Annotated in this window: 24 protein-coding genes and 1 tRNA gene; 14 read left to right on the top strand and 11 right to left on the bottom strand. The window is 67.2% G+C overall.

The annotated features are described in order from the left end of the window. Positions 1 to 62 precede the first annotated feature (62 nt). Both WAX14_RS14105 and WAX14_RS14100 read right to left on the bottom strand, forming a co-directional pair. Positions 63 to 1,133: a hypothetical protein gene (locus WAX14_RS14105; RefSeq protein ID WP_422628682.1), complete on the bottom strand. Its 1,071-nt coding sequence runs from the start codon at positions 1,131 to 1,133 to the stop codon at positions 63 to 65. A gap of 441 nt (positions 1,134 to 1,574) precedes the next feature. Next, a complete protein-coding gene (locus WAX14_RS14100; RefSeq protein WP_422628681.1) occupies positions 1,575 to 2,822 on the bottom strand; it encodes an IS3 family transposase in 1,248 nt (415 codons plus the stop codon). A gap of 305 nt (positions 2,823 to 3,127) precedes the next feature. Between WAX14_RS14100 and WAX14_RS14095 the strand changes: the two genes are divergently transcribed. The 10 genes from WAX14_RS14095 to WAX14_RS14050 all read left to right on the top strand — a co-directional run bounded on the left by WAX14_RS14095 (position 3,128) and on the right by WAX14_RS14050 (position 8,293). Further along, a complete protein-coding gene (locus tag WAX14_RS14095; protein WP_422628680.1) occupies positions 3,128 to 3,328 on the top strand; it encodes a hypothetical protein in 201 nt (66 codons plus the stop codon). Then, a complete protein-coding gene (locus tag WAX14_RS14090; protein ID WP_422628679.1) occupies positions 3,325 to 3,681 on the top strand; it encodes a hypothetical protein in 357 nt (118 codons plus the stop codon). The genes WAX14_RS14095 and WAX14_RS14090 overlap by 4 nt, the downstream gene beginning before the upstream one ends. A 6-nt stretch (positions 3,682 to 3,687) precedes the next feature. Beyond that, the gene (locus WAX14_RS14085; RefSeq protein ID WP_422628678.1) at positions 3,688 to 4,101 is read left to right on the top strand and encodes a hypothetical protein; all 414 of its coding nucleotides are present in this window, start codon (positions 3,688 to 3,690) and stop codon (positions 4,099 to 4,101) included. Between the two features lie 145 nt (positions 4,102 to 4,246). Then, positions 4,247 to 4,795, top strand: coding sequence for a hypothetical protein (locus WAX14_RS14080; RefSeq protein ID WP_422628677.1), 549 nt, complete (start codon positions 4,247 to 4,249; stop codon positions 4,793 to 4,795). A 66-nt stretch (positions 4,796 to 4,861) separates the two neighbouring features. Continuing rightward, complete coding sequence (locus WAX14_RS14075) at positions 4,862 to 5,392, top strand: helix-turn-helix domain-containing protein (protein ID WP_422628676.1); 531 nt, start codon at positions 4,862 to 4,864, stop codon at positions 5,390 to 5,392. A 14-nt stretch (positions 5,393 to 5,406) separates the two neighbouring features. Then, positions 5,407 to 5,970, top strand: a complete 564-nt coding sequence (locus tag WAX14_RS14070; RefSeq protein ID WP_422628675.1) for a PIN domain-containing protein — start codon at positions 5,407 to 5,409, stop codon at positions 5,968 to 5,970. Positions 5,971 to 5,986: 16 nt separating this feature from the next. Beyond that, positions 5,987 to 6,409, top strand: coding sequence for a hypothetical protein (locus WAX14_RS14065; protein ID WP_422628674.1), 423 nt, complete (start codon positions 5,987 to 5,989; stop codon positions 6,407 to 6,409). Further along, positions 6,406 to 7,656, top strand: coding sequence for a site-specific integrase (locus tag WAX14_RS14060; RefSeq protein WP_422628673.1), 1,251 nt, complete (start codon positions 6,406 to 6,408; stop codon positions 7,654 to 7,656). The genes WAX14_RS14065 and WAX14_RS14060 overlap by 4 nt, the downstream gene beginning before the upstream one ends. After that, the gene (locus WAX14_RS14055) at positions 7,656 to 7,787 is read left to right on the top strand and encodes a hypothetical protein (protein WP_422628672.1); all 132 of its coding nucleotides are present in this window, start codon (positions 7,656 to 7,658) and stop codon (positions 7,785 to 7,787) included. Before WAX14_RS14060 ends, WAX14_RS14055 begins: the two co-directional genes overlap by 1 nt. Continuing rightward, complete coding sequence (locus WAX14_RS14050; protein ID WP_422628671.1) at positions 7,784 to 8,293, top strand: hypothetical protein; 510 nt, start codon at positions 7,784 to 7,786, stop codon at positions 8,291 to 8,293. The genes WAX14_RS14055 and WAX14_RS14050 overlap by 4 nt, the downstream gene beginning before the upstream one ends. Before the next feature lie 129 nt (positions 8,294 to 8,422). On the opposite strand, the gene WAX14_RS14045 is transcribed toward WAX14_RS14050, so the two are convergent. The 9 genes from WAX14_RS14045 to WAX14_RS14005 all read right to left on the bottom strand — a co-directional run bounded on the left by WAX14_RS14045 (position 8,423) and on the right by WAX14_RS14005 (position 15,186). After that, positions 8,423 to 8,495 (bottom strand) — tRNA-Ala (locus WAX14_RS14045). Positions 8,496 to 8,629: 134 nt separating this feature from the next. Next, positions 8,630 to 9,376, bottom strand: coding sequence for a DsbA family protein (locus WAX14_RS14040; RefSeq protein ID WP_422628670.1), 747 nt, complete (start codon positions 9,374 to 9,376; stop codon positions 8,630 to 8,632). A gap of 40 nt (positions 9,377 to 9,416) precedes the next feature. Beyond that, a complete protein-coding gene (locus tag WAX14_RS14035; RefSeq protein WP_422628669.1) occupies positions 9,417 to 9,905 on the bottom strand; it encodes a MauE/DoxX family redox-associated membrane protein in 489 nt (162 codons plus the stop codon). A gap of 25 nt (positions 9,906 to 9,930) precedes the next feature. After that, positions 9,931 to 11,154 carry an MFS transporter gene (locus tag WAX14_RS14030; RefSeq protein ID WP_422628668.1) on the bottom strand — a complete coding sequence of 408 codons (1,224 nt, stop codon included), beginning with the start codon at positions 11,152 to 11,154 and terminating at the stop codon, positions 9,931 to 9,933. A gap of 68 nt (positions 11,155 to 11,222) precedes the next feature. Beyond that, positions 11,223 to 12,851, bottom strand: coding sequence for a phosphoglucomutase (alpha-D-glucose-1,6-bisphosphate-dependent) (gene pgm / locus WAX14_RS14025; protein ID WP_422628667.1), 1,629 nt, complete (start codon positions 12,849 to 12,851; stop codon positions 11,223 to 11,225). Between the two features lie 72 nt (positions 12,852 to 12,923). Beyond that, positions 12,924 to 13,268 (bottom strand): fluoride efflux transporter CrcB, encoded by a 345-nt coding sequence (gene crcB, locus WAX14_RS14020; RefSeq protein WP_422628666.1) that lies wholly within the window; start codon positions 13,266 to 13,268, stop codon positions 12,924 to 12,926. Beyond that, a complete protein-coding gene (locus WAX14_RS14015; RefSeq protein ID WP_422628665.1) occupies positions 13,265 to 13,630 on the bottom strand; it encodes a fluoride efflux transporter FluC in 366 nt (121 codons plus the stop codon). The genes crcB and WAX14_RS14015 overlap by 4 nt, the downstream gene beginning before the upstream one ends. Positions 13,631 to 13,746: 116 nt before the next feature. Beyond that, positions 13,747 to 14,460: a hemerythrin domain-containing protein gene (locus WAX14_RS14010; protein WP_422628664.1), complete on the bottom strand. Its 714-nt coding sequence runs from the start codon at positions 14,458 to 14,460 to the stop codon at positions 13,747 to 13,749. A 45-nt stretch (positions 14,461 to 14,505) separates the two neighbouring features. Then, positions 14,506 to 15,186: a TetR/AcrR family transcriptional regulator gene (locus tag WAX14_RS14005; RefSeq protein WP_422628663.1), complete on the bottom strand. Its 681-nt coding sequence runs from the start codon at positions 15,184 to 15,186 to the stop codon at positions 14,506 to 14,508. Positions 15,187 to 15,278: 92 nt separating this feature from the next. On the opposite strand from WAX14_RS14005, the gene WAX14_RS14000 reads away from it, so the two are divergent. The 4 genes from WAX14_RS14000 (at position 15,279) to WAX14_RS13985 (ending at position 18,084) form a co-directional block, all read left to right on the top strand. Further along, the gene (locus tag WAX14_RS14000) at positions 15,279 to 15,407 is read left to right on the top strand and encodes a hypothetical protein (protein ID WP_422628662.1); all 129 of its coding nucleotides are present in this window, start codon (positions 15,279 to 15,281) and stop codon (positions 15,405 to 15,407) included. Between the two features lie 319 nt (positions 15,408 to 15,726). Beyond that, on the top strand, positions 15,727 to 15,963 hold the full coding sequence (locus tag WAX14_RS13995; RefSeq protein WP_422628683.1) for a DUF6412 domain-containing protein: 237 nt from the start codon (positions 15,727 to 15,729) through the stop codon (positions 15,961 to 15,963). 112 nt (positions 15,964 to 16,075) lie between these two features. Then, the gene (locus WAX14_RS13990) at positions 16,076 to 16,729 is read left to right on the top strand and encodes an ABC transporter ATP-binding protein (protein WP_422628661.1); all 654 of its coding nucleotides are present in this window, start codon (positions 16,076 to 16,078) and stop codon (positions 16,727 to 16,729) included. Beyond that, a complete protein-coding gene (locus WAX14_RS13985) occupies positions 16,720 to 18,084 on the top strand; it encodes a DUF6297 family protein (RefSeq protein ID WP_422628660.1) in 1,365 nt (454 codons plus the stop codon). Before WAX14_RS13990 ends, WAX14_RS13985 begins: the two co-directional genes overlap by 10 nt. Positions 18,085 to 18,211 lie beyond the last annotated feature (127 nt).

The raw sequence follows: 18,211 nt of genomic DNA, 5'->3' as shown, positions 1-18,211 counted from the left end.
TCTATAACACTGTTCGACGGAACTCTGCGGTCGGGATGCTCAGTCCCGACAGCTACGAGCGTTCACTTCGGGTGGAAGCCGCCTGAAGGATGTAACCCCCTTGTCCACCGTTCGGGGGGAACCTCATCGAACTCCCACCGCATGAAGCTGGGACGTTGAATTGACCCCCTGTTCGGATTCTCGGGCGCGTTGAACGCCTCCAGTTCCCGACCTTGATTGAACAGCGTGATCCCGAAGTCGACACCAGCCAGGCGGACCGTCCCGCCGCGAATCGCGTTGGTTTCGTTGGCCAGGAACGGCTGCGCAGACCACCAGTCGGAGAGTATCGGCTCGGGGTTGCTGAAGGGGTCGAAGGTAAGTGGGCTGTCCACTTGGCTCGCCACGCACATTCCCCATGTCTCTGGCCACTCAGCGCGGTCGAGCAAGATATCCACGGCCTCCGGGGGGATCGGCGTGGACACACGGCCACCGTTTCCTGTGAAGGCGTTCGCAGCGGCGTGATTCAACAGGAGCTTCAACGCCCACCTCTGGAAGTCGTCGCCCGAGATGCGCACCTCAGCCTCCTCTCCCCACTCACCTGCTCCACCGCGCCACTCAAGCGCGATGTCTCGGATGAACCGGGCGAAACTGATAGCGGCGTCGTCCGCCGGGTGAAGCCCGTGGTTGTGGCTGGTGCAGAGCACATTGGCGACAAACTTCTTCGGCTTGACGGGCCGCACGATTCCCGCTCCGTGGTTGTGCTGGATCGTCGCGTTCGGGTCATCGAAGGTGAACAGCTTGATGAGGCCGTGGGACACGTAGTGCTCACCCGAGATCGTCGCCGAGCAGCCCCCACGGGTATTCGCGTAGCAGCGAGGGTGGCGATATTTCGGATCACCCTCTTGGTACACCTCGATGATCTCGAACACCTGATCCGGCGGATATAGCCCGCCGTCGACACGTGCTGGTTGGTTGGGTGTCTCCCCGATTCTCACCTTGACGACCGCGCCGGGGCGCGTTGCGCGGTTGGGAATCTGGTGAATTTGGATGATCTGGGCTTGCACATTGTGCTTTCCGTCATCCGAATGAGCACCAATGAACAGGCCAAGATGGTCGCCAGTTAGGTCCTTAGCAGCGATTTCATACTGAGACACCACTCCGCGGGATTTGTCGCCACCAATCAGATCGACGCTGCGAAGCGTAGGTTCTCGCTCCTCCAGGGCTTCGTCATCCGGCGCGTTCAGGCACCCAATGACGCCCGACAGCCGGTAGACTCAAGTCCGCCGCGAGTTGCCCTCTGGTACACCAATGAATCGTGCAACTGGCCCGTGCTCGTGCTCAAGAACCCAGTCGATCTCATCCACTGTCAGCGGCTGAGTCGCACGATCCTTGAAGATCGTGTCGCCGATGCGCACGGCCAGAACCGGTATAGCGGTTGGGAAGTCCGAAGTCATGCCGAACCGTACCGCCCGGGTCCGCGTGACACCCTGCTATTGGCCCACGAGCTTCGCTGAGTCGGGGTGGACCGCCAGCGCATCGGCCTTGCCAACGCTGACCCGCACGGCGTATGACCCACCCCGGCATTTCCGGAGAGCTCAGTACGTGAGCACTTCCCCCAGATTGAGGGTGCGCACCCGATCGTAGTGGAGCGCCTCGGCGTGGTCCGGTGTCAGGTCCTGACAGTAGCTGTGGGGCCGTTCTCGGTTGTAGAACGCCACCCACTCGGCGGTGGCCAATGACAACTCGGCCAGACCGTGAAAACGGGGACCGTTGTCGACAAGCTCGTTCTTGTAGTCGGCGTTCACCGATTCGGCGAGGGCGTCTTCGTAGCTGTCCCCGACGCTGCCGATCGACGCAGCGATCCTGACCTCGGCCAGACGCTGACCGAACGTGATCGCGGTGTACTGCGAGCCGGCATCGCTATGATGAACAAGATTCGTGAAATCAATTACACCAGAACGCTTTCTGGACTCGACAGCGTTCTCGATGGCAGTAGCAACGAGGTTCGCTGTCATCTCTGCGGCAACCTTCCAGCCAACAATCTTACGGGCGAACACATCGATGACGAACGCGGTGTACACCCACCCGACCTCGGTGCGGCAGTACGTGAAATCGGCAACCCACACACGATCCGGCGTAGCCGCCCAGAACTGTCTGTCGACCAGATCCGTGGCCCGTGGATTCGCTGGCGACCCGACCGTGGTCCGTGGGCACTTCTTCTTCGACGCTCCCCGCCAGCCCATCTGACTCATTAGACGCTCCACAGTGCATCGTGCAGCATCATATCCGTTGCTACACAACATTATCCACATCTTCCTCGCTCCCAGGACCCGGTAGAGCGGTTGCTGCTGCCACAGTGCGTAGATCGCATCGATGACCTGGGCGTCCCGGAGCATTCGGGAACTCGGGCCGCGATTGACGTGCTCGTAGTACGTGGACGGGCGATGCGCAGACCGTGCTCGGTAAGCACACTGCACATCGAATCGACACCCCAGACAAGACCATCGGTGTGGCCGGTCGATCTCGGCCGCGGAAAAAGCCGACGCCGCCTGCAATGTCCCATTTGCCTGCTTCAGTTCGGCGTTTTCCTTCTTCAGTCGACGGATCTCCTCGGCCGCCGCCGACGACGGCGACGGCGACGGCGCCACCGAGACCCCAACGGTCGGAGCCTTGCGCACCCACTGACGTACCGTCTCAGCCGACCCGACACCGAGCAGATCGGCTGTCTTGCCCATCGCCGCCCACTCCGTCGACCCCTGTTCGACCAACTCCGCCACCAACGTCACCGCGTCCCGCTTCAACTCCGCCGAGTACCGCTTCGATCCTGCTACCACGAGGTTCATCCTTCCTTGAGACGAACCCTCCGGAAATACCGGGGTGGATCACAGCGGCGCGGTCGAGGAGCTGTGTGACCGCGCCCGCGACATCATCCATGAGACCAAGGTCGCCAAGGCCCGCGACACCGACCAGCCCCGCGCCCGAGCTGCTCTCAAGGCGCTGGCGGCCAAGCCCGCGCCTGAGATCACGCGTGGCGCGCTCATCGAGTCACGGTGGGCTCAACCCTCTCATCGGGCTGACACGGCCGCTTTCGGGACCCCTCAGCGATCTTCTCGGCCGCCAGGTCACCGACCGGCGTGGCCTTCCCTCGGTGTCAGACGAACTTGTCGACGCGCTGAGGACTCTCGACTGCGCTGTTCTCGACCTCGACCGGAAGATCGACCGGGCACGGAGCTACCGCGACCAGAACCGGCACGCCGCCGCAGCCGCCAACCCCAACGCCGACGCTGAGGCGGCCCGCGCCACCTTGGCCGAACTCGGCATCGGTATCGAGCAGGAGGTAGGCGCATGACCGCACCGGCCCAGACCCTCAGCCCTGTCGAGTTCGAAGCGCCGTTGGTGAATCCGTCACCCAACGGTTTGTACGTCGCCACCGCCTGGACTGATGAGACCGGCGCACCCCGCTGGCTCGCCTCCGGCGTTCGTATCCGGCCGCACAACTTCGGCGGTGAAGCGGCCTTCGGTATCTGGGGAGCTGACTGGTCCGACCCCGAGCCGGGCGAGCTGAAAGACGGTGAGCATCCGTCGATCCCGGCCCCGTTCGACCCGCTCACCGCATGGGCGTTCGATCAGTGCGACCTCACCGCCCCGTCGCAGGCTGAGGTGCGCGCCCGCGCGTTGCAGAACCTGCGCCTGATCGAGTAGGTAGCGGTGGAGCGTGAGTTCGCCGCGCGGCTGCTGATCGACGCGGGCACCCCGGCACCGGCCGCCGACCTCATCGCGGCGGTGAGCCACATCGAGGCGGAGTTCGCCGCGACCAACACCACCGGCCTCATCCACGCGTCGGCCGGTCTGGCCGCCGCCGCGCAGCGCTACGGCCTCGTGATCGGATCGGCCGGCGGTAGCGCTCCGCGCTCACCGTTGGGTCACACCTGGGTGTTCGGCGGCGGATACGTCGAGGGCCTGGGCAGCACCATCGTCGGCACCAGCCCGACGTTCGGGTGGCGCGATCAGCCAGTCCTACGTGAAGCCGTGGAGACCCGTTACAACCAGTTCGTAGCCGTCGCTGAACGCTCGGTCGTGATCGGCTACGAGCACGCGGTCGCAGCGGCGGCCATAACCTGATCCACCAACCGCAGCAGGTGACGGTGGCCCTCTCCGCCTTTCACTCCCACCGCCACCTGCACCGCTGACGCCGACCGGGACTGGCTACGGGCCGCCGGTCGGCGTCGGCGCCCTCACCACCGGCCCCGACCACGACAGGATGACGATGAAGCCCCGCAGGACTCTCACCCCCGCGATGTATGAGCAGATGGCCGCGTGTGTGCATGAGGCCGGGCACGGCATCGTTGCCCGCGTCCTGGGCCACTCTGTGAGCGGTGTGACCCTGACATTGACCGCCGCCGCGTCGCCGCAGGCGGTCTGCGAGGTCGTCCAGCGATTCGGCGGCCGACCCGATCCGGCCGTCGCCTACGCGGGTCCGTGGGCTGAGGAGTTCTGGCGCAACAACGGTGTACCGACCACAGCCGGAATCCGCCGCAGCTTGGCGCGCAACGCCAACGACGCGGCGATGATCACCGCCTCCGGCGAGCCCGCACCGCTATCAGTTCCCCGGCTCCTGGTCGACTGCTGGGAATCGGTACGCCACCTCGCGGGCACGTTCTACGTCAACCTCACCGCCACCCAAGACGACATCGACACCGCGCTACACATCCCGCTCGACGCCGACGAACCGACCAAGAACCACGCCCTCGCGCTGATCAGAAGCGGCAGCGTGCCGGGGACCTTCAAGGTGAGCCCCGTCGGCACGCGGGGATAGCCGTGGACTACCCACAGCCCATCATCAGGTATTGCGTTTATTTCGACTAGTCGGCAAACTGGCTACATGAGCACCGCCACCGCACCCCGCAGAAAAGGAACGTTCTTCCCTCCGACAGACGCCACCAGCCTCGACGCCCTCATGGACCTGTCGAAGTTCCTCGACCACCACGATGAGCCCGCCGCGCTCCTCGGCCCCGACGGTGAGCAAATCCCCCTCCCGCTGGAGGTCTACAGCACGCTGACGCAGATCGTGGAAGCCATGCGCGCTCACCGTGCAGTCGTTGTCGCTCCGGTCGATCAGAAGCTCTCGACTCAGGAGGCCGCCGACTACCTCGGCATCAGCCGCCCCACGCTCATCAAACTGCTAGAGAGCGGCAAGATCCCCTTCGAGACCGTCGAGGGCAGCCGTCACCGGCGCGTGGAGCTGGGTGACCTGCTCGACTACCAGTCGCAGCGGACTGTGGAGCGCCGCAAGGCGTTGCAAGCTCTCGTGGACGACGCCGAGGAAAGCGGCCTGTACGACGTGCCCGCCGAGGACTACCGCGACGCCATACGCACTGCTCGCCACGAGATCGCTGAGGAGCGCAAGGGGTAGCGGCGGGGTTTCGCGTGGTGCTCGACGCTTGTGTGCTGGTGCCGATCAACAAAGTTGACCTGCTCCTCACGTTCGCCGAGCACCGGGCGTACTTCCCGCTGTGGAGCGACCGAATCATGGACGAGACTGTGCGCGGTATCCACCGAGCGACGAAGGGCCGTGTCTCCGAGCAAAGGGCGCGCACGCGAGTCGAGGCCATGAACGACGCCTTCGAGGACGCCTGCGTGGAAGGTTGGGAGCCGCTCGAAGCGGCGATTATCGGGATGCCCGACCCTGATGACCGCCACGTTGTCGCAGCCGCTGTGAGAGGCCACGCGTCAGCAATCGTCACTGACAACACCAAGCACTTCCCGAAGGCCGTCCTGGAGCCGCTGGGGCTCCACACTCGCAGCTCTGACCGATTCCTCTTGGACCTGCTCCACCGCAACCCGGCACGTGCGGTGGCCTGCGTAGCTCAAACCGCCGACAAGCGCGGACACCCGCCGGTGACCACCGAGGTGTTTCTCGAAGCCCTCGCCGCCTCTGGCACAAAGGGTTTCGTTCGAGAGATCACGCCCTACTTCGAATCGGGGAGCTGAACCCACGGAGACCCCCATGGCCCACGTGCGCTCGGACACCGACGCCGACGGGCCGTTCATCCGCGAGCTGACCGTGACCGCCGATGAGGGCGCGGCCGTGGACTATCACGCGCTGCGGGCGATCCCGGCCCGTCGGCTGGCCTACACAGCGATGCAGACCGCCGCCCGTGAGCTGTGTGACCTGGGCGTGGAAGCCGTTGGCCACACCCTCGATGAGTCCGCACGGCCCGACGACGCCGATCCGCGCGTGTGGGAGGTCTCCCAGCGCGCCCTGATCGCGGTGTCCAACGGGCTGCCGGTGCGCGCCACCGTCGCTGAGGAAATGCACCTGACCAAGGCGACCGTCGACCGGCTGATCAAGAAGGCCAAAGACGCCGGATACCTAGACGCCGCCGACCTCCCCAAACGCCCCCAGCCACGACAGAAGGACGCCCGATGAGCACCGCCGACAGCAACCGCAAACGCCGCGCTGAGCCGATCTCGAAGCGGACCGCCGCCAACGGCGCGGTCAGCTACGAGTTCCGCGTCGATGTCGGTGCGAAGTCCGACGGCACCCGCGACCGGCGTCGGTTCACCTACCGCACGTTGGCCGAGGCGCGCCGTGAGTACCGCCGGATCACCACCGAGGTCGCGTCGGGCACCTACTCGAAGCCCACGGCGATGACCGTGGACGAAGCGTGCGACGCGTGGCTGGCCGGTCGCCGTGGGGTCAGGCCGGTCACCCTGGAGGGCTACGCCACCAGCCTCAAGCCCATGCGACGGTTCCTTGGCGGGAAGAAGCTCCAGGCGGTCACCAAGGACGACGGCGACGCGCTGGTGTCATGGATGCTTACCGGTGGCCGACAGAGCATGAAACACACTGTGCCGCATAGCCTTCCTTGCCGGGTCGTCGCGTTGGTCGAGAAGCATCCCGAGGGCATCACTGCTGCCCAGATCGCGGCGGCGTTCCCCGCTGAGGACACGGCCACACGGCTCTCCGATCTCGCACAGCGAGGCCGTGTGGTCCGGCTGCGCCGTGCGGTCTATGGACCCGCCCAGGCCCAGGAGACCGACGACGAACCGCGCGGCGGGGTGAAGCCGGTGACGGTCCGCTCGACGCTCACTGTGTTCACCATGGTGGTGAAGTCTTACGTCGATCAGGGTGTCCTGCCGCGCAACGTCATTGCGTTGGCGGAGCGGCCCGCCGGCCCCATCGGAGAGACCGACGATGAGGTAGTCACGGCGAAGTCGTGGGCGCTGGCCGATGCTGAGGCGTTCCGCGCCGCCGTCGCCGATCACCGCCTGTACGCCTGCTGGTTGCTCTCGATCTACGGAATGCGCCGATCCGAGGTCCTGGGCCTGCGGTGGTCGGCCATCGAGGGCGATGCGCTCCATGTTCGTCGGGGCCGTGTGTCGCTGGATTCGGGCCGTACCGACGAGGGGCTTCCGAAGTCGCGTCGGTCACGCCGGGACCTCCCACTGCCCGCCGATGTCGTGGCCGCCCTCCAGGCGCTCAAGCGTCGGCAGAAAGCTGAGGCGCTGGCGTTGGGCACCGGGTGGGACGAGAACCAGCTCGTCGCCACTCCGGCGAGGACGGCGCGCCGGTCTCGCCGGAGTGGTGGAGCGATGAGTTCCAGCGCATCCGCGAGCGGGCCGGTCTGCGGCGCATCCAGCTCAAGGGACTTCGCAACACCTCCGTGTCGCTGATGCTCGACCGTGGGTTGCCGGTCCACGTCGTGACGGCCTGGCACGGTCACTCACCGGAGATGAGCCTGGCCGTCTACGCCGATGCCAAGGCCGACGAGTTGCGCGCCGCCGGTGGTTCACTGTTCGGGTGAGCAAGCACCCCAACGGCGGCGACCTGCCGTCTGAGATCGACCTCTCGCTGTTCTCTGGCTGGGTCCGATTCAGTGAGCTGCCGAACGCCGACGTGCCCCGTGGGCCAGGCGTCTACGTTGTGGTGCGGCCCACCGACACACCGCCTCAGTTCCTCGACGTGTCACCGGCAGGCCACTTCAAAGGCATCGACCGCACCGAGCCCGTCGCCGCCCTCCAGGATCGCTGGGCACCGGAGAGCCGTGTGATCCATATCGGCAAGGCCAACGCCGGAAACGCCGGGCGTCGCGGACTCCGCGTGCGCCTGAGTGAGTACCGCCGATATGGGGCCAGTGAGCCCGTGGCGCACACCGGTGGCCGCCGTGTCTGGCAGCTCGCCGATCACGCCGACCTTCTCGTCGGCTGGCGTGAGACATCGGACGCCGAGGCCGCCCCGACCGAGAGCGCCATGATCGCCGCGTTCCGTGACCACCACGGCCGTCTGCCCTACGCCAACGGGCGGCTGTGAGGCCGTTGTTGGGCCGCCGTGGGGCCACTGAAACCCCTTGGCCCACTGTTGGCCCACTGAAACTTTGAGGCGGGCTACCTCGGGAACGAGAAACCCGCTCCGACCGAGGTCAGAGCGGGGTTCTACTTGTGGAGCTAAGGGGACTCGAACCCCTGACCCCCACACTGCCAGTGTGGTGCGCTACCAGCTGCGCCATAGCCCCGTATTCAGTTTCTCTTCACGTCCGGGGCAAGCCCCGTGCGCTGGAAAGAAAACTACACCATCGCGCTCGACGCCAACAAATCTGCTGGTCAGCGCGGTGGTGCCGGGATCATCGCCCGGCACCACCACGGATACTCAGCCGAGTTCGGCAACCCAATTGTCGTTGCCGAAGGCGTCGATCACAGTGCCGTTGTGGATGACGGCCGGGGTGCCGGATGCGCCGGTGGTGGCGAGCAACTGTCGGCCCGCCTCCGCATCGGCGCGGGCCTGCTCGACGCGGGTCCCGTCGGCAATGCACTGCGCGGCGTCGTCGGACGCGCCGGCGTCACGGGCCATCTGCGCCAGGTCGTCGTTGCTGTGGTCGCTGCTGCCACGCTCGGCGGGCTGGTTGTCCGGCGACATGAGCGCAGTGTGGAACGCCGAGTACGCGATCGCGTCACCGGTCTGTGCGACACACTGCGCGGCCGCCACCGAACGGGTCGAGTAGTCGCCGCTGGCCGAGAGTTGATCGAGGAACGCGAGCATGTGGTAACGCACCGCGACCTTGCCGTCGTCGATCGCCTGCGCGAGTTCCTGACCGTGCTTGTGCTCGAGTTCCGCGCAGTACGGGCACATCGGGTCCTCGAACACGTCGATGGTGGTCGCCGCGTCGGGCAGCCCGAGCCGGGTCACGCCGTTGTCCTCGATGGTCACCTGCACCGCGGAGTTCTGCACCCCGCCGTATCCCTCGTTCCGAGATTTTCCGCTGTCGGCCTGCCACAGGACACCGCCGATGACGAGCACCGCGATGACCACGACGGCGATACCACCGAGGATGAAGGTGGACTTGCTCGATGTCGGTTCCGGCGAGTACTTCACCGGTTTGATCTTCTTGGCGCTCACGGTTGCTGCCCTTCGCTACTCGGGAATATCGGACGGGGGATCACTCTGCCACCGGCGGCTGAGCGATAGCTGAGGGAACCGGACGGGATCTCGGACCCAGTGCGGCGGGACTGCGCGGGAACACGATCAGCCACCCGGCCATCGCGAGAAAACCGATGTCGCGCAGTATCTCTCGGGCGTAGTCCCAACCGTCGACGTCGGCAACACCGCCACCGCCGAAGCAACCGCAGTCGATGGACAGCCCACGCGCCCACACCGACACGATCACCGCGATCAGCCCCACGAGCACCGCCGCGCTCACCACCGCGACCGGCCGAACCGCCAATCCGATCAACAGCAGCAGGCCGAGGACGAGCTCGAGGACGGGCAGGCCCGCCGCGACAGGCCGAACCAGATCTGCGGGGAGCAGCTGATATGCGCGGACCGCGACGATCGTCTGCGTCGGATCGGCGAACTTGATCCAACCGGAAATCAACCACACTGCGGCCAGGCCGAGCCGGGCGATCAGGCTGACGATGCGTATCCACACGTCGACGACAGTACCCAGCGCACGCTCAGCGGCGTATGTCGTCGGTCACCACCGGCTCGGTCACCGGGCCGGGCGGTGTGGTGCGGGCGAGCAACGCCCACGGCAGCGCCGCGACGAGCAGGATCACACCGGTCACCGTGAACGCCACCGCGTAGGTCAGGTGTTCGGCGAGCAGACCACCGACGATCGGGCCGACCACCGTTCCGATGTCCGCGGTCATCTGGAACGCCGCCAGGACCGGGCCGCCGCGGGCCTTGCTGCCCACCACGTCGGCGACGGCCGCCTGTTGCGGCGGGCCGAGCAGGCCGGATCCGATCCCGGCGACGAACGAGGTGACGAAAAGCAGGGGCAGGGTGTCGGTCAGACCCATCCCGATCGTGCCTGCGCCACACACCAGCAGCCCGACCAGCACGAACGGTCGGCGGCCGTAGCGGTCGGACAGCCGGCCGGACGACATGAGTACCAGTGCGTTGCCGACCGCGAACACCGTCAACGCGACTCCGGCCAGTGCGACATCCCGCTGCAGGACCTCGACGACGAACAACGGCATCATCGCCACCCGCACCCCGAACACCGCCCACCCGTTGGCGAAATTCGACGCGAGCGCCGCGCGATAGATCGGTTCGCGCAGCGCGTCGCGCAGTCGTACCGTCGGGGCACCGGAGGCCGCCGCCGGTTCTGCGAGCGCGGATCCGCGCAGGCTGATGCCGACGACAGCGGCCGCCACCAGCAGTGCCACCGCGTAGATCAGGAACGGCACGCGCAACCCGAAACCGACGAGCGCGCCCCCCACGAGGGGACCGCCGATGTTGCCGAGCAGGAAACTCGTCGCGTACAGGCCGGAAACGCGCCCCCGCGCGTCGGGCGGCGCGATACGGATGATCAGGCCCAGCGCGGAGACGGTGAACATCGTCGATCCGATGCCGCCGAGACCCCGGAACACCAGCAACTGCCAGTAGCTTTCCGCGAACGCGCACGCGCCGGTGGACAACGCGACGATGAGCACACCGCCGATGTAGACGGGGCGCTCCCCCAGTTTCTGCACGAGCACACCACTGGCCGGCGCGAACGCCAGCCGCATCGCGGCGAACGCGGAGACGACGACGGTCGCGGCGGTGATACCGACATCGAAACTGCGGGCGAACTGCGGCAACGCCGGGGTGACGAGCCCGAACCCGAGGGCGATGACGAAGCTGGCGCTGACCAGCACCCAGATCTCCCGCGGCAGCGCCGCGTCACGTGTGCGCATGATGAGCCGATGTTAGCTTCGCGCACGACCGCGGCCGGGTCCCGGTCGGGCGCGGGTGTCGGCAGCGATCAGGCGAGCACGCTGGAGACGAGGTCGCGGGCGGCGTCCTGCACCTGCGTCAGATGCTCGGGGCCGAGGAACGATTCCGCGTAGATCTTGTAGACGTCCTCGGTGCCGGACGGCCGGGCGGCGAACCACGCGTTCTCGGTGGTGACCTTGAGGCCACCGATCGCAGCACCGTTGCCCGGTGCCTCGGTCAGCGTCGCGGTGATCGGTTCACCGGCGAGTTCGGTGGCACCGACCTGGTCGGCGGAGAGCTTCGCGAGCACGGCCTTCTGGGCGCGGGTCGCCGGGGCGTCGACCCGGGCGTAGGCGGGACTACCGTGGCGGGCGGTCAGGTCCGCGTACCGCTGCGACGGACTCTGCCCGGTCACCGCGATGATCTCGGCGGCGAGCAGCGCCAACAGGATGCCGTCCTTGTCGGTGGTCCACACCGACCCGTCGGTGCGCAGGAACGACGCGCCGGCACTCTCCTCGCCCCCGAAACCGAGCGTGCCGCCGAGCAGACCCGGCACGAACCATTTGAACCCGACGGGCACCTCGAGCAGGTCGCGGCCGACACCGGCGGCGACCCGGTCGATCATCGACGAACTGACGAGTGTCTTGCCGACCTTCGCGGCGACCGGCCAGCCGGGCCGGTGCCCGTACAGGTAGTCGATGGCGACGGCGAGATAGTGGTTGGGGTTGAGCAGCCCCGCATCGGGAGTGACGATGCCGTGCCGGTCCGCGTCCGCGTCGTTGCCGGTCGCGACATCGAATGTCTCGCGCACCCCGATCAGCGAGGCCATCGCGTTCGGCGACGAGCAGTCCATCCGGATCTTGCCGTCGGTGTCGAGCGTCATGAAATGCCAGGTCGCGTCGACGAGTGGGTTGACGACCGTCAGGTCCAGCCGGTGCCGCTCGGCGATGGCAGCCCAGTAGTCGACGCTCGCGCCGCCGAGAGGGTCGGCACCGATCCGCACGCCGGCGGCACGGACCGCATCGAGATCGACGACGTGGGGCAGGTCGTCGACGTAGGCGGCGAGGAAGTCGTGGCGGCCGGCCGCCGCGAGAGCACGTGCCGCCGGTATCCGGCGGATCCCGCCGAGTCCGGCGGCGAGCAGTTCGTTCGCGCGGGCCGCGATGACCGAGGTGGCATCGGTGTCTGCGGGACCACCGTGGGGCGGATTGTATTTGAAACCGCCGTCGCGTGGCGGATTGTGCGAGGGGGTCACGACGATGCCGTCGGCGCGCGGGCCGGTCCCCGCGTTGTGCCGCAGGATCGCGTGGCTCACCGCCGGGGTCGGGGTGTAGCGGTCGCGTGCGTCGACGACGACCGCGACATCATTCGCGGCGAGCACTTCGAGGGCGGTCGTCCACGCCGGCTCGGACAGTGCGTGCGTGTCCCGTCCGATGTAGAGCGGACCGGTGATCCCCTGGGCGGCACGGTATTCGACGATCGCCTGGGTGGTCGCGAGGATGTGCTGTTCGTTGAAGGCTCCGTCGAGACTCGACCCGCGATGCCCGGATGTGCCGAACACCACCTGCTGCAGCGGGTCCTGCGGGTCCGGCTGCACGGTGTAGTAGGCGGTGACGAGATGAGCGAGATCCTCCAGATCACCGGGTGCCGCCGGTTGTCCTGCTCGTTCGTGCGCCATTAGTCCTCCTCGTCGACGGCAGTGTCGAGTCCATCTTGCCCGCGGACCACCACGAGCGCGCGGTGGACGCCGTCAACTCGTCAGCGCGTACCCGGCCCAGGCGGCGGCGAGACCGGCGACGACACTGACGACGATGTAACCGATGCCGCTGAGTTGCCGCCCGATCCGGGTGAGACCGACAGCTTCGACCGCGAAGGTCGAATAGGTGGTGAGGCCACCGCAGAAGCCGGAACCGAGCAGCGCGAACAACTCCGGGGGCAGGGTCGCGCCGGACAGCATCCCCAGCAGGCCGCAGCCCACCACGTTCACCAGCAGCGTCGCGACCGGCACGCTGCGATAGGACCGGATGTACCGTCCCGCGAGGTAGCGCAGTGCCGCACCCGATCCCCCGCCGAGCGCAACGAACAACACGGTCACGCTGCCATCCTCCGCCGGTGCCACCGCTGACCGACGGCCATGCCGCAGCGGGCCGCGATCAACGCCCCGGCGAGCGTGACCGTCACGTAGGTCGCCGCGAGTACCGGAGTGCGGACCGCGTCGACCGCGAACGTCGAGAACGTGGTGAACCCGCCCAGCACCCCGACACCAAGAAACAACCGCCACAATCGGTCCGGTCCGATCATCGCGGTGAGCGTGCCGAGCAGCAGCGACCCGACGACGTTGATCACCGCGATCGTCCACAGGCCGGGGAAGGCCGTCGCCAGCCCGTATCGCACGACCGCGCCGAGCGCGCCACCGGCAGCGACCACCGCGACCGCGCGTGGCACCACGGCCGTCACCGGCGTGGCGCCGTGGGATACGTCGAGTCGGGTATCACAGAGCCTCCGCGTTGTCCGTCATGGTGGTTGTCCGTCGTGGTGCCGACCCGCCTACGCTAACTGTCCGGACGCAGGGTTCACTGTCGCCGGCCCGAAATATGTGCGATCGGCTGGGACGGCACGGTGGCCGCGTCGGTCCCGGACCAGATCGCGGCGAAGTGCCGTCGATTGCCGATGCCGAGGATGTGGAGCAGGACGAACCGTGGGACTGCGGGCACGAGGTGGACGACGTGGTCGCGGTTCGCCTCGTCAAGGCCGTCGAGGAGCCAGACCCCTTCCTTCCCCAACGCCGCCATGCTCTTGGGTGCGATGTTGGTCTCCTCGTCCCAGGTGCGCCACTGCGCGTCGGTGATGCTCGCCGACACGACCGGCATCATGTCTCGTTCTTCTCGGTCGAGGTGCGGGAGCAGCACGTCGGACAGTGCCGCGAGGGCTGCGTTCAGCCGGGACTGCGAGCCGGACGTCGCACGGCCGAATTCTCTTGCTGCCGCGTCGAGTTCGGTGATGGCGGGTTCGATCTTCCGGTGGTCGTCGTCCATTCGGTGGACGAGCGCTGCGGCGTCCGGGTTGCACCGGACGACGAGTGGGTAGAGCACCGTGTCCTCACCTTCGTGGTGGTGGCGCAGGAAGTCCATGAGCCACCGGATGTGCGCGGAGAGCCGCGCGCGACGGTCGTCGGGGACGTGCCCCGCGGCCAGGACCATGCGGGTCCGGATCAGGTCGCGCCGGAGCGCGGAGTGCACGATGCCCATCATCCGGGTATCGGCGGGTCCATTCGGGTCGGAGATCATGACTTCTCCAGTGTTCAGATGACGGCGAGTGTTCGATGACGACGTTCACTCGGGGTGGTGCGGAGGCTCGGCGTCGGATCGGTCCGGTGAGAGAAACCGGAGGATGGTGTCGGCGATCCAGTCGCGGTATCGCTGCGGTGTCCACCCGGAGTTCTCGACGAGAAGCAGGTAGACATCGGGGCTGCCGACGGCCCACAGGCCGTCGACCAGATCGGGTTCGGCGGCCCGACCGAGAACGAGTTCGATTCCTTGACCGATGTTCACGCGGCGACGCTCGTGCTGCGCCCGCTGCCGGACGGCGAGGCCGGGGTCCGCGGCGGCCGCGTGAGCGAAGGTGCGTTCGAGCAGTGCGACGCGGCCGAATTGGGCGGTCAGCAGGTCGGCGGCGACACCGACACGAGCGGCGAGGTCGCCGACTCCCAGCGCCGCGAATTCGGCTCGGGCCGCCACCGGAATCGGCTCGGCGTCGCCGACCAGTGCCACGTCGATGACCCGCACCAGCAGGTCGGCCTTGGTTCCCGCGGTGGCGTACACGGTTTCGACGGACACCTGAGCGCGCTGTGCGACGTCGCGCATGCCGGTCGCGGACCAGCCGCGTGTGGTGAACAATTCCGTTGCCGCGTCGAGGACGGCCTGACGGGTCTCCGCAGCGGTCGCGCGGCGGCGGGGTGAGTGGTAGGACCGTCGTTGCGGGACGGGTTGTGCCGTCGAATTCGTCTTCGGCATGCATCCAGTGTGGAACAGCCGTGAATTCAATACAAGGGCGTTCCAGTGCGAAAACGCTGCGAAACGGGACGATCGGCCGGTTTCATGGAGGTATGGACAACGCGAAGTGGGACCCGGAAACCCCCCTCTTCACCGAAAATTGCGCGGCGGGCGAGGCCACCCTCGCGGTCGGTCTCGGCGCGGTCGTCGCCGTACTCGCCGTGGTCTTCCTCCTGCTCTGACCGGTCCACGACCCGGTCTACAGGTGTGCTCCGCGTCTCCGGTACAGGGGGTCCGGAGACGCGGAGCACGGTGGTGACCGCAGCGAGCGTATCGGGGGCGCGTCGCTGCGACCACCGGAGGTTGAATCGGCAACGACCCGCCGGGCGTTACGCGTAGTTCGGTACCCTTTCCGGATTTGAACCTTCCCACCGTCTGTCACCCGCGCCGCATACCGCGCCGCATACACTGGCAACCGTGTGCTACGGGTGGCGGAACGGGGCGGAGATAGTCTTCTTCATCCTGTCCTGGCTCGTCGCCGCAGCGATACCGGTGGCATCGATGTCCGCCGGGGACAATACGGCGTTACTGGCAGGGCTGTTGGTCGCAGTCGTAGCTGTGGCAGCGCTCGCGCTCACCACCGGCGCCGACGACCCACTGTTCGCCTTCGGGCGAAACATTCGAGGTCCGACGACCGAGGAACAACGCTTGCACGGCGAGTTCCGTCGTCACTCTCACCCCGATACCGCCGGTCGACCGCGCCCGCGAGCGCCCGGGTCTCTCCAACGGGGACCGTAGGGGCGATCTGTCCGGCCGGCCGCGGCCGAAATCGGAATCGAAACATGTTGCCACTCGGCGGTTCCCATCCTCGTGTCCAGTTCATAGCTCCAGAGGATGACCGGAGACCTCCATGCACGCCCCCGATACGCACGGCGCCCCCGCCGTCGCGATTCGCAATGCTCATCGTTCGTTCGGAGAACTGACCGTCTTGGCCGGCGTCGAATTCGACGTCGCCACCGGCCGATGTTGCGCCGTGGTCGGCGCGAACGGAGCCGGCAAATCAACCCTGTTGAAGTGCGTCGTCGGCGCCGATCGACTCGACCACGGCGTCATCGAGATCGGCGGCACTCCCGTCGACGAGACGTCCCCCGCCTTTCGGAGGAACGTTGCCGCAGTGCTCGGCGATGTCGCGACGTTCGCGCACCTCACGGCGCACGAACACCTGCAACTCGTCGCGACGGGTCACGCGGTGCCCGACCCGTTCGAGGCGGCAACACAGGCCCTTACCGACGTCGGTCTGCGGTCGGTGGCGGACCGACTGCCCGTGACCTTCTCCAGCGGTCAGCGGCGCCGACTGGCGTTGGCGTCGGCATTCGTCCGGCCCCGGACACTACTGGTGCTCGACGAACCCGAACAGCACCTCGACGCGGCCGGGCGCATCTGGCTGGCATCCGTGCTCGCCGCCGAAAAGCACGCGGGTGGCACCATATTGATGATCTCCCATGATCCCGACTTGGTGGATGCGGTCGCCGATCAGATCGTGGAGGCGGATACATGGTGCTGATCGACAACGTTCTTTCGGCGCGGTCGGTCCGCTCGCTCGTCCGGCGATTCGAACGACGACACGCACCGACTACCGGCCGCACAGCGACATTCGTGCTGGCGATGCTCGGCCTGTACGTCGGAACCGGCGTGCTGTGGTGGTTGTTCACGCTGCCGCCGACCGTGCTCACCACATCCGACGCCGTTGCCGCCGCGCAGCCGTGGACACCGACGTGGGGTTGGGTCGTGGTCGCGACTGCTGCGGCGGCGGGGATCGCCCTGGCGCGGGCGGTGGGGCCGGTGACGACCAGCGCGGAATTCGGGTTCTGGCTGGTGTCGACGCCCCTCGATCGCGGCGCTCTACTGCGCCGACGAGTGGTGATCACGCTCGGATGCGGTGCGCTGGTGGGCACGCTGGTAGGACGGATCGCAGCATTCGCCGCAGAATTGGCGGTATGGGTGCCGTTCACCGCGCTCATAGCGCCGGTTGGGGTCGGCGTGGTCACGCTGTCGATTCTTGCCCAATGCCGGATGCTTGCATCGCGATCCGTCACCGGCCTGATCTGGGTATGTCTGGCGGGATCGGTGGCCGCGGCCGTCGCGGCGATTGCCGGGGTGAGCATCCCGCTGCCGACCGACTGGTGGCCCGTCGCCGCGGTCGCGATGACTGTCATGGCTGGGATGTTGGTTGCCGCACGGTCGTGCAGCAGGATCGGGGCAGCGGACCTCACGGCTGGAGCAGACACCGCGGTAGCCCTGTCTGCCTCGGCCACGGCACTGGATCCGTCGGTGTTGCTCGGCGCGCTCGAACAGAAGGCGTGGCGGCGCGTCGGGCGGCGCCGCACCCACCGCCTACCCGGTGGCCTGGTATCAGCGCTGATCCGATCCGACCTGCTCCGGTATCGTCGCCGGCCGATCTCCCTGCTGCTGGCGTGCTGCGCCGTCGGTGTCGCGGCCGTCGCCGCGGTGGCGGCGCCGCCCCCGGCGGTGGCCGTGCTGCAACTCGCTGCGGTCTTCGTCGTCGCGATGATCTTCAGTGCGGGACTACGGGATGTCTGCCGTGATCGTGACTTCGGTGTGCTTCTCGGTGTGATCGACCGGCAGATACGGTTACCGCTCACGGTCGTGCCCGGTGTGGCCGCATTGCTGGCGGCCGTGTCGTTGTCTCTGCTGACCGGCGGCGTGGCAACGCCGGTGATCGCGCTGATCGGAGCGTGCGGTGGCGCCTACCGGGTGCGGACGCGGTCGTCGATCCGCTACGACGGCCTGATTCTCGAAACCGCGCTCGGTCAGATCCCGGTCGACCTGCTCCGTCAGTGGCTTCGCGGACCAGACGTTCTCGTCGCCGCGGCGTGGCTGTCCGCGCTGCTCAACTGAGGGTTAATGGCCAGAATGTGTGTACAGAACCCCCAATATTTGGGCCCTGACCTCGAATGACGAGACACCGAACATGCTCTGAAAGCATGTTCGGTGTCGGTTACCCGGAATCCCCCCAACTGTGGTG

Source organism: Rhodococcus sp. (in: high G+C Gram-positive bacteria) (assembly GCF_049299235.1).
Lineage (GTDB): Bacteria > Actinomycetota > Actinomycetes > Mycobacteriales > Mycobacteriaceae > Rhodococcus.
The sequence above is the reverse complement of the archived record's forward strand: the minus strand, read 5'-3'. Positions and strand labels throughout refer to the sequence as shown.

Bases quoted from the DNA above. Each gene is read 5' to 3' on its own strand.
- WAX14_RS14000 (WP_422628662.1), top strand. From the start codon at position 15,279: ATGGACAACGCGAAGTGGGACCCGGAAACCCCCCTCTTCACCGAAAAT.
- WAX14_RS14005 (WP_422628663.1), bottom strand. From the start codon at position 15,186: ATGCCGAAGACGAATTCGACGGCACAACCCGTCCCGCAACGACGGTCC.
- WAX14_RS13985 (WP_422628660.1), top strand. From the start codon at position 16,720: ATGGTGCTGATCGACAACGTTCTTTCGGCGCGGTCGGTCCGCTCGCTC.
- WAX14_RS14100 (WP_422628681.1), bottom strand. From the start codon at position 2,822: ATGAACCTCGTGGTAGCAGGATCGAAGCGGTACTCGGCGGAGTTGAAG.
- WAX14_RS14090 (WP_422628679.1), top strand. From the start codon at position 3,325: ATGACCGCACCGGCCCAGACCCTCAGCCCTGTCGAGTTCGAAGCGCCG.
- WAX14_RS14080 (WP_422628677.1), top strand. From the start codon at position 4,247: ATGAAGCCCCGCAGGACTCTCACCCCCGCGATGTATGAGCAGATGGCC.
- WAX14_RS14030 (WP_422628668.1), bottom strand. From the start codon at position 11,154: ATGCGCACACGTGACGCGGCGCTGCCGCGGGAGATCTGGGTGCTGGTC.
- pgm (WP_422628667.1), bottom strand. From the start codon at position 12,851: ATGGCGCACGAACGAGCAGGACAACCGGCGGCACCCGGTGATCTGGAG.
- WAX14_RS13990 (WP_422628661.1), top strand. From the start codon at position 16,076: ATGCACGCCCCCGATACGCACGGCGCCCCCGCCGTCGCGATTCGCAAT.
- WAX14_RS14010 (WP_422628664.1), bottom strand. From the start codon at position 14,460: ATGATCTCCGACCCGAATGGACCCGCCGATACCCGGATGATGGGCATC.
- WAX14_RS14075 (WP_422628676.1), top strand. From the start codon at position 4,862: ATGAGCACCGCCACCGCACCCCGCAGAAAAGGAACGTTCTTCCCTCCG.
- WAX14_RS14060 (WP_422628673.1), top strand. From the start codon at position 6,406: ATGAGCACCGCCGACAGCAACCGCAAACGCCGCGCTGAGCCGATCTCG.
- WAX14_RS14055 (WP_422628672.1), top strand. From the start codon at position 7,656: ATGCTCGACCGTGGGTTGCCGGTCCACGTCGTGACGGCCTGGCACGGT.
- WAX14_RS13995 (WP_422628683.1), top strand. From the start codon at position 15,727: ATGTCCGCCGGGGACAATACGGCGTTACTGGCAGGGCTGTTGGTCGCA.
- WAX14_RS14065 (WP_422628674.1), top strand. From the start codon at position 5,987: ATGGCCCACGTGCGCTCGGACACCGACGCCGACGGGCCGTTCATCCGC.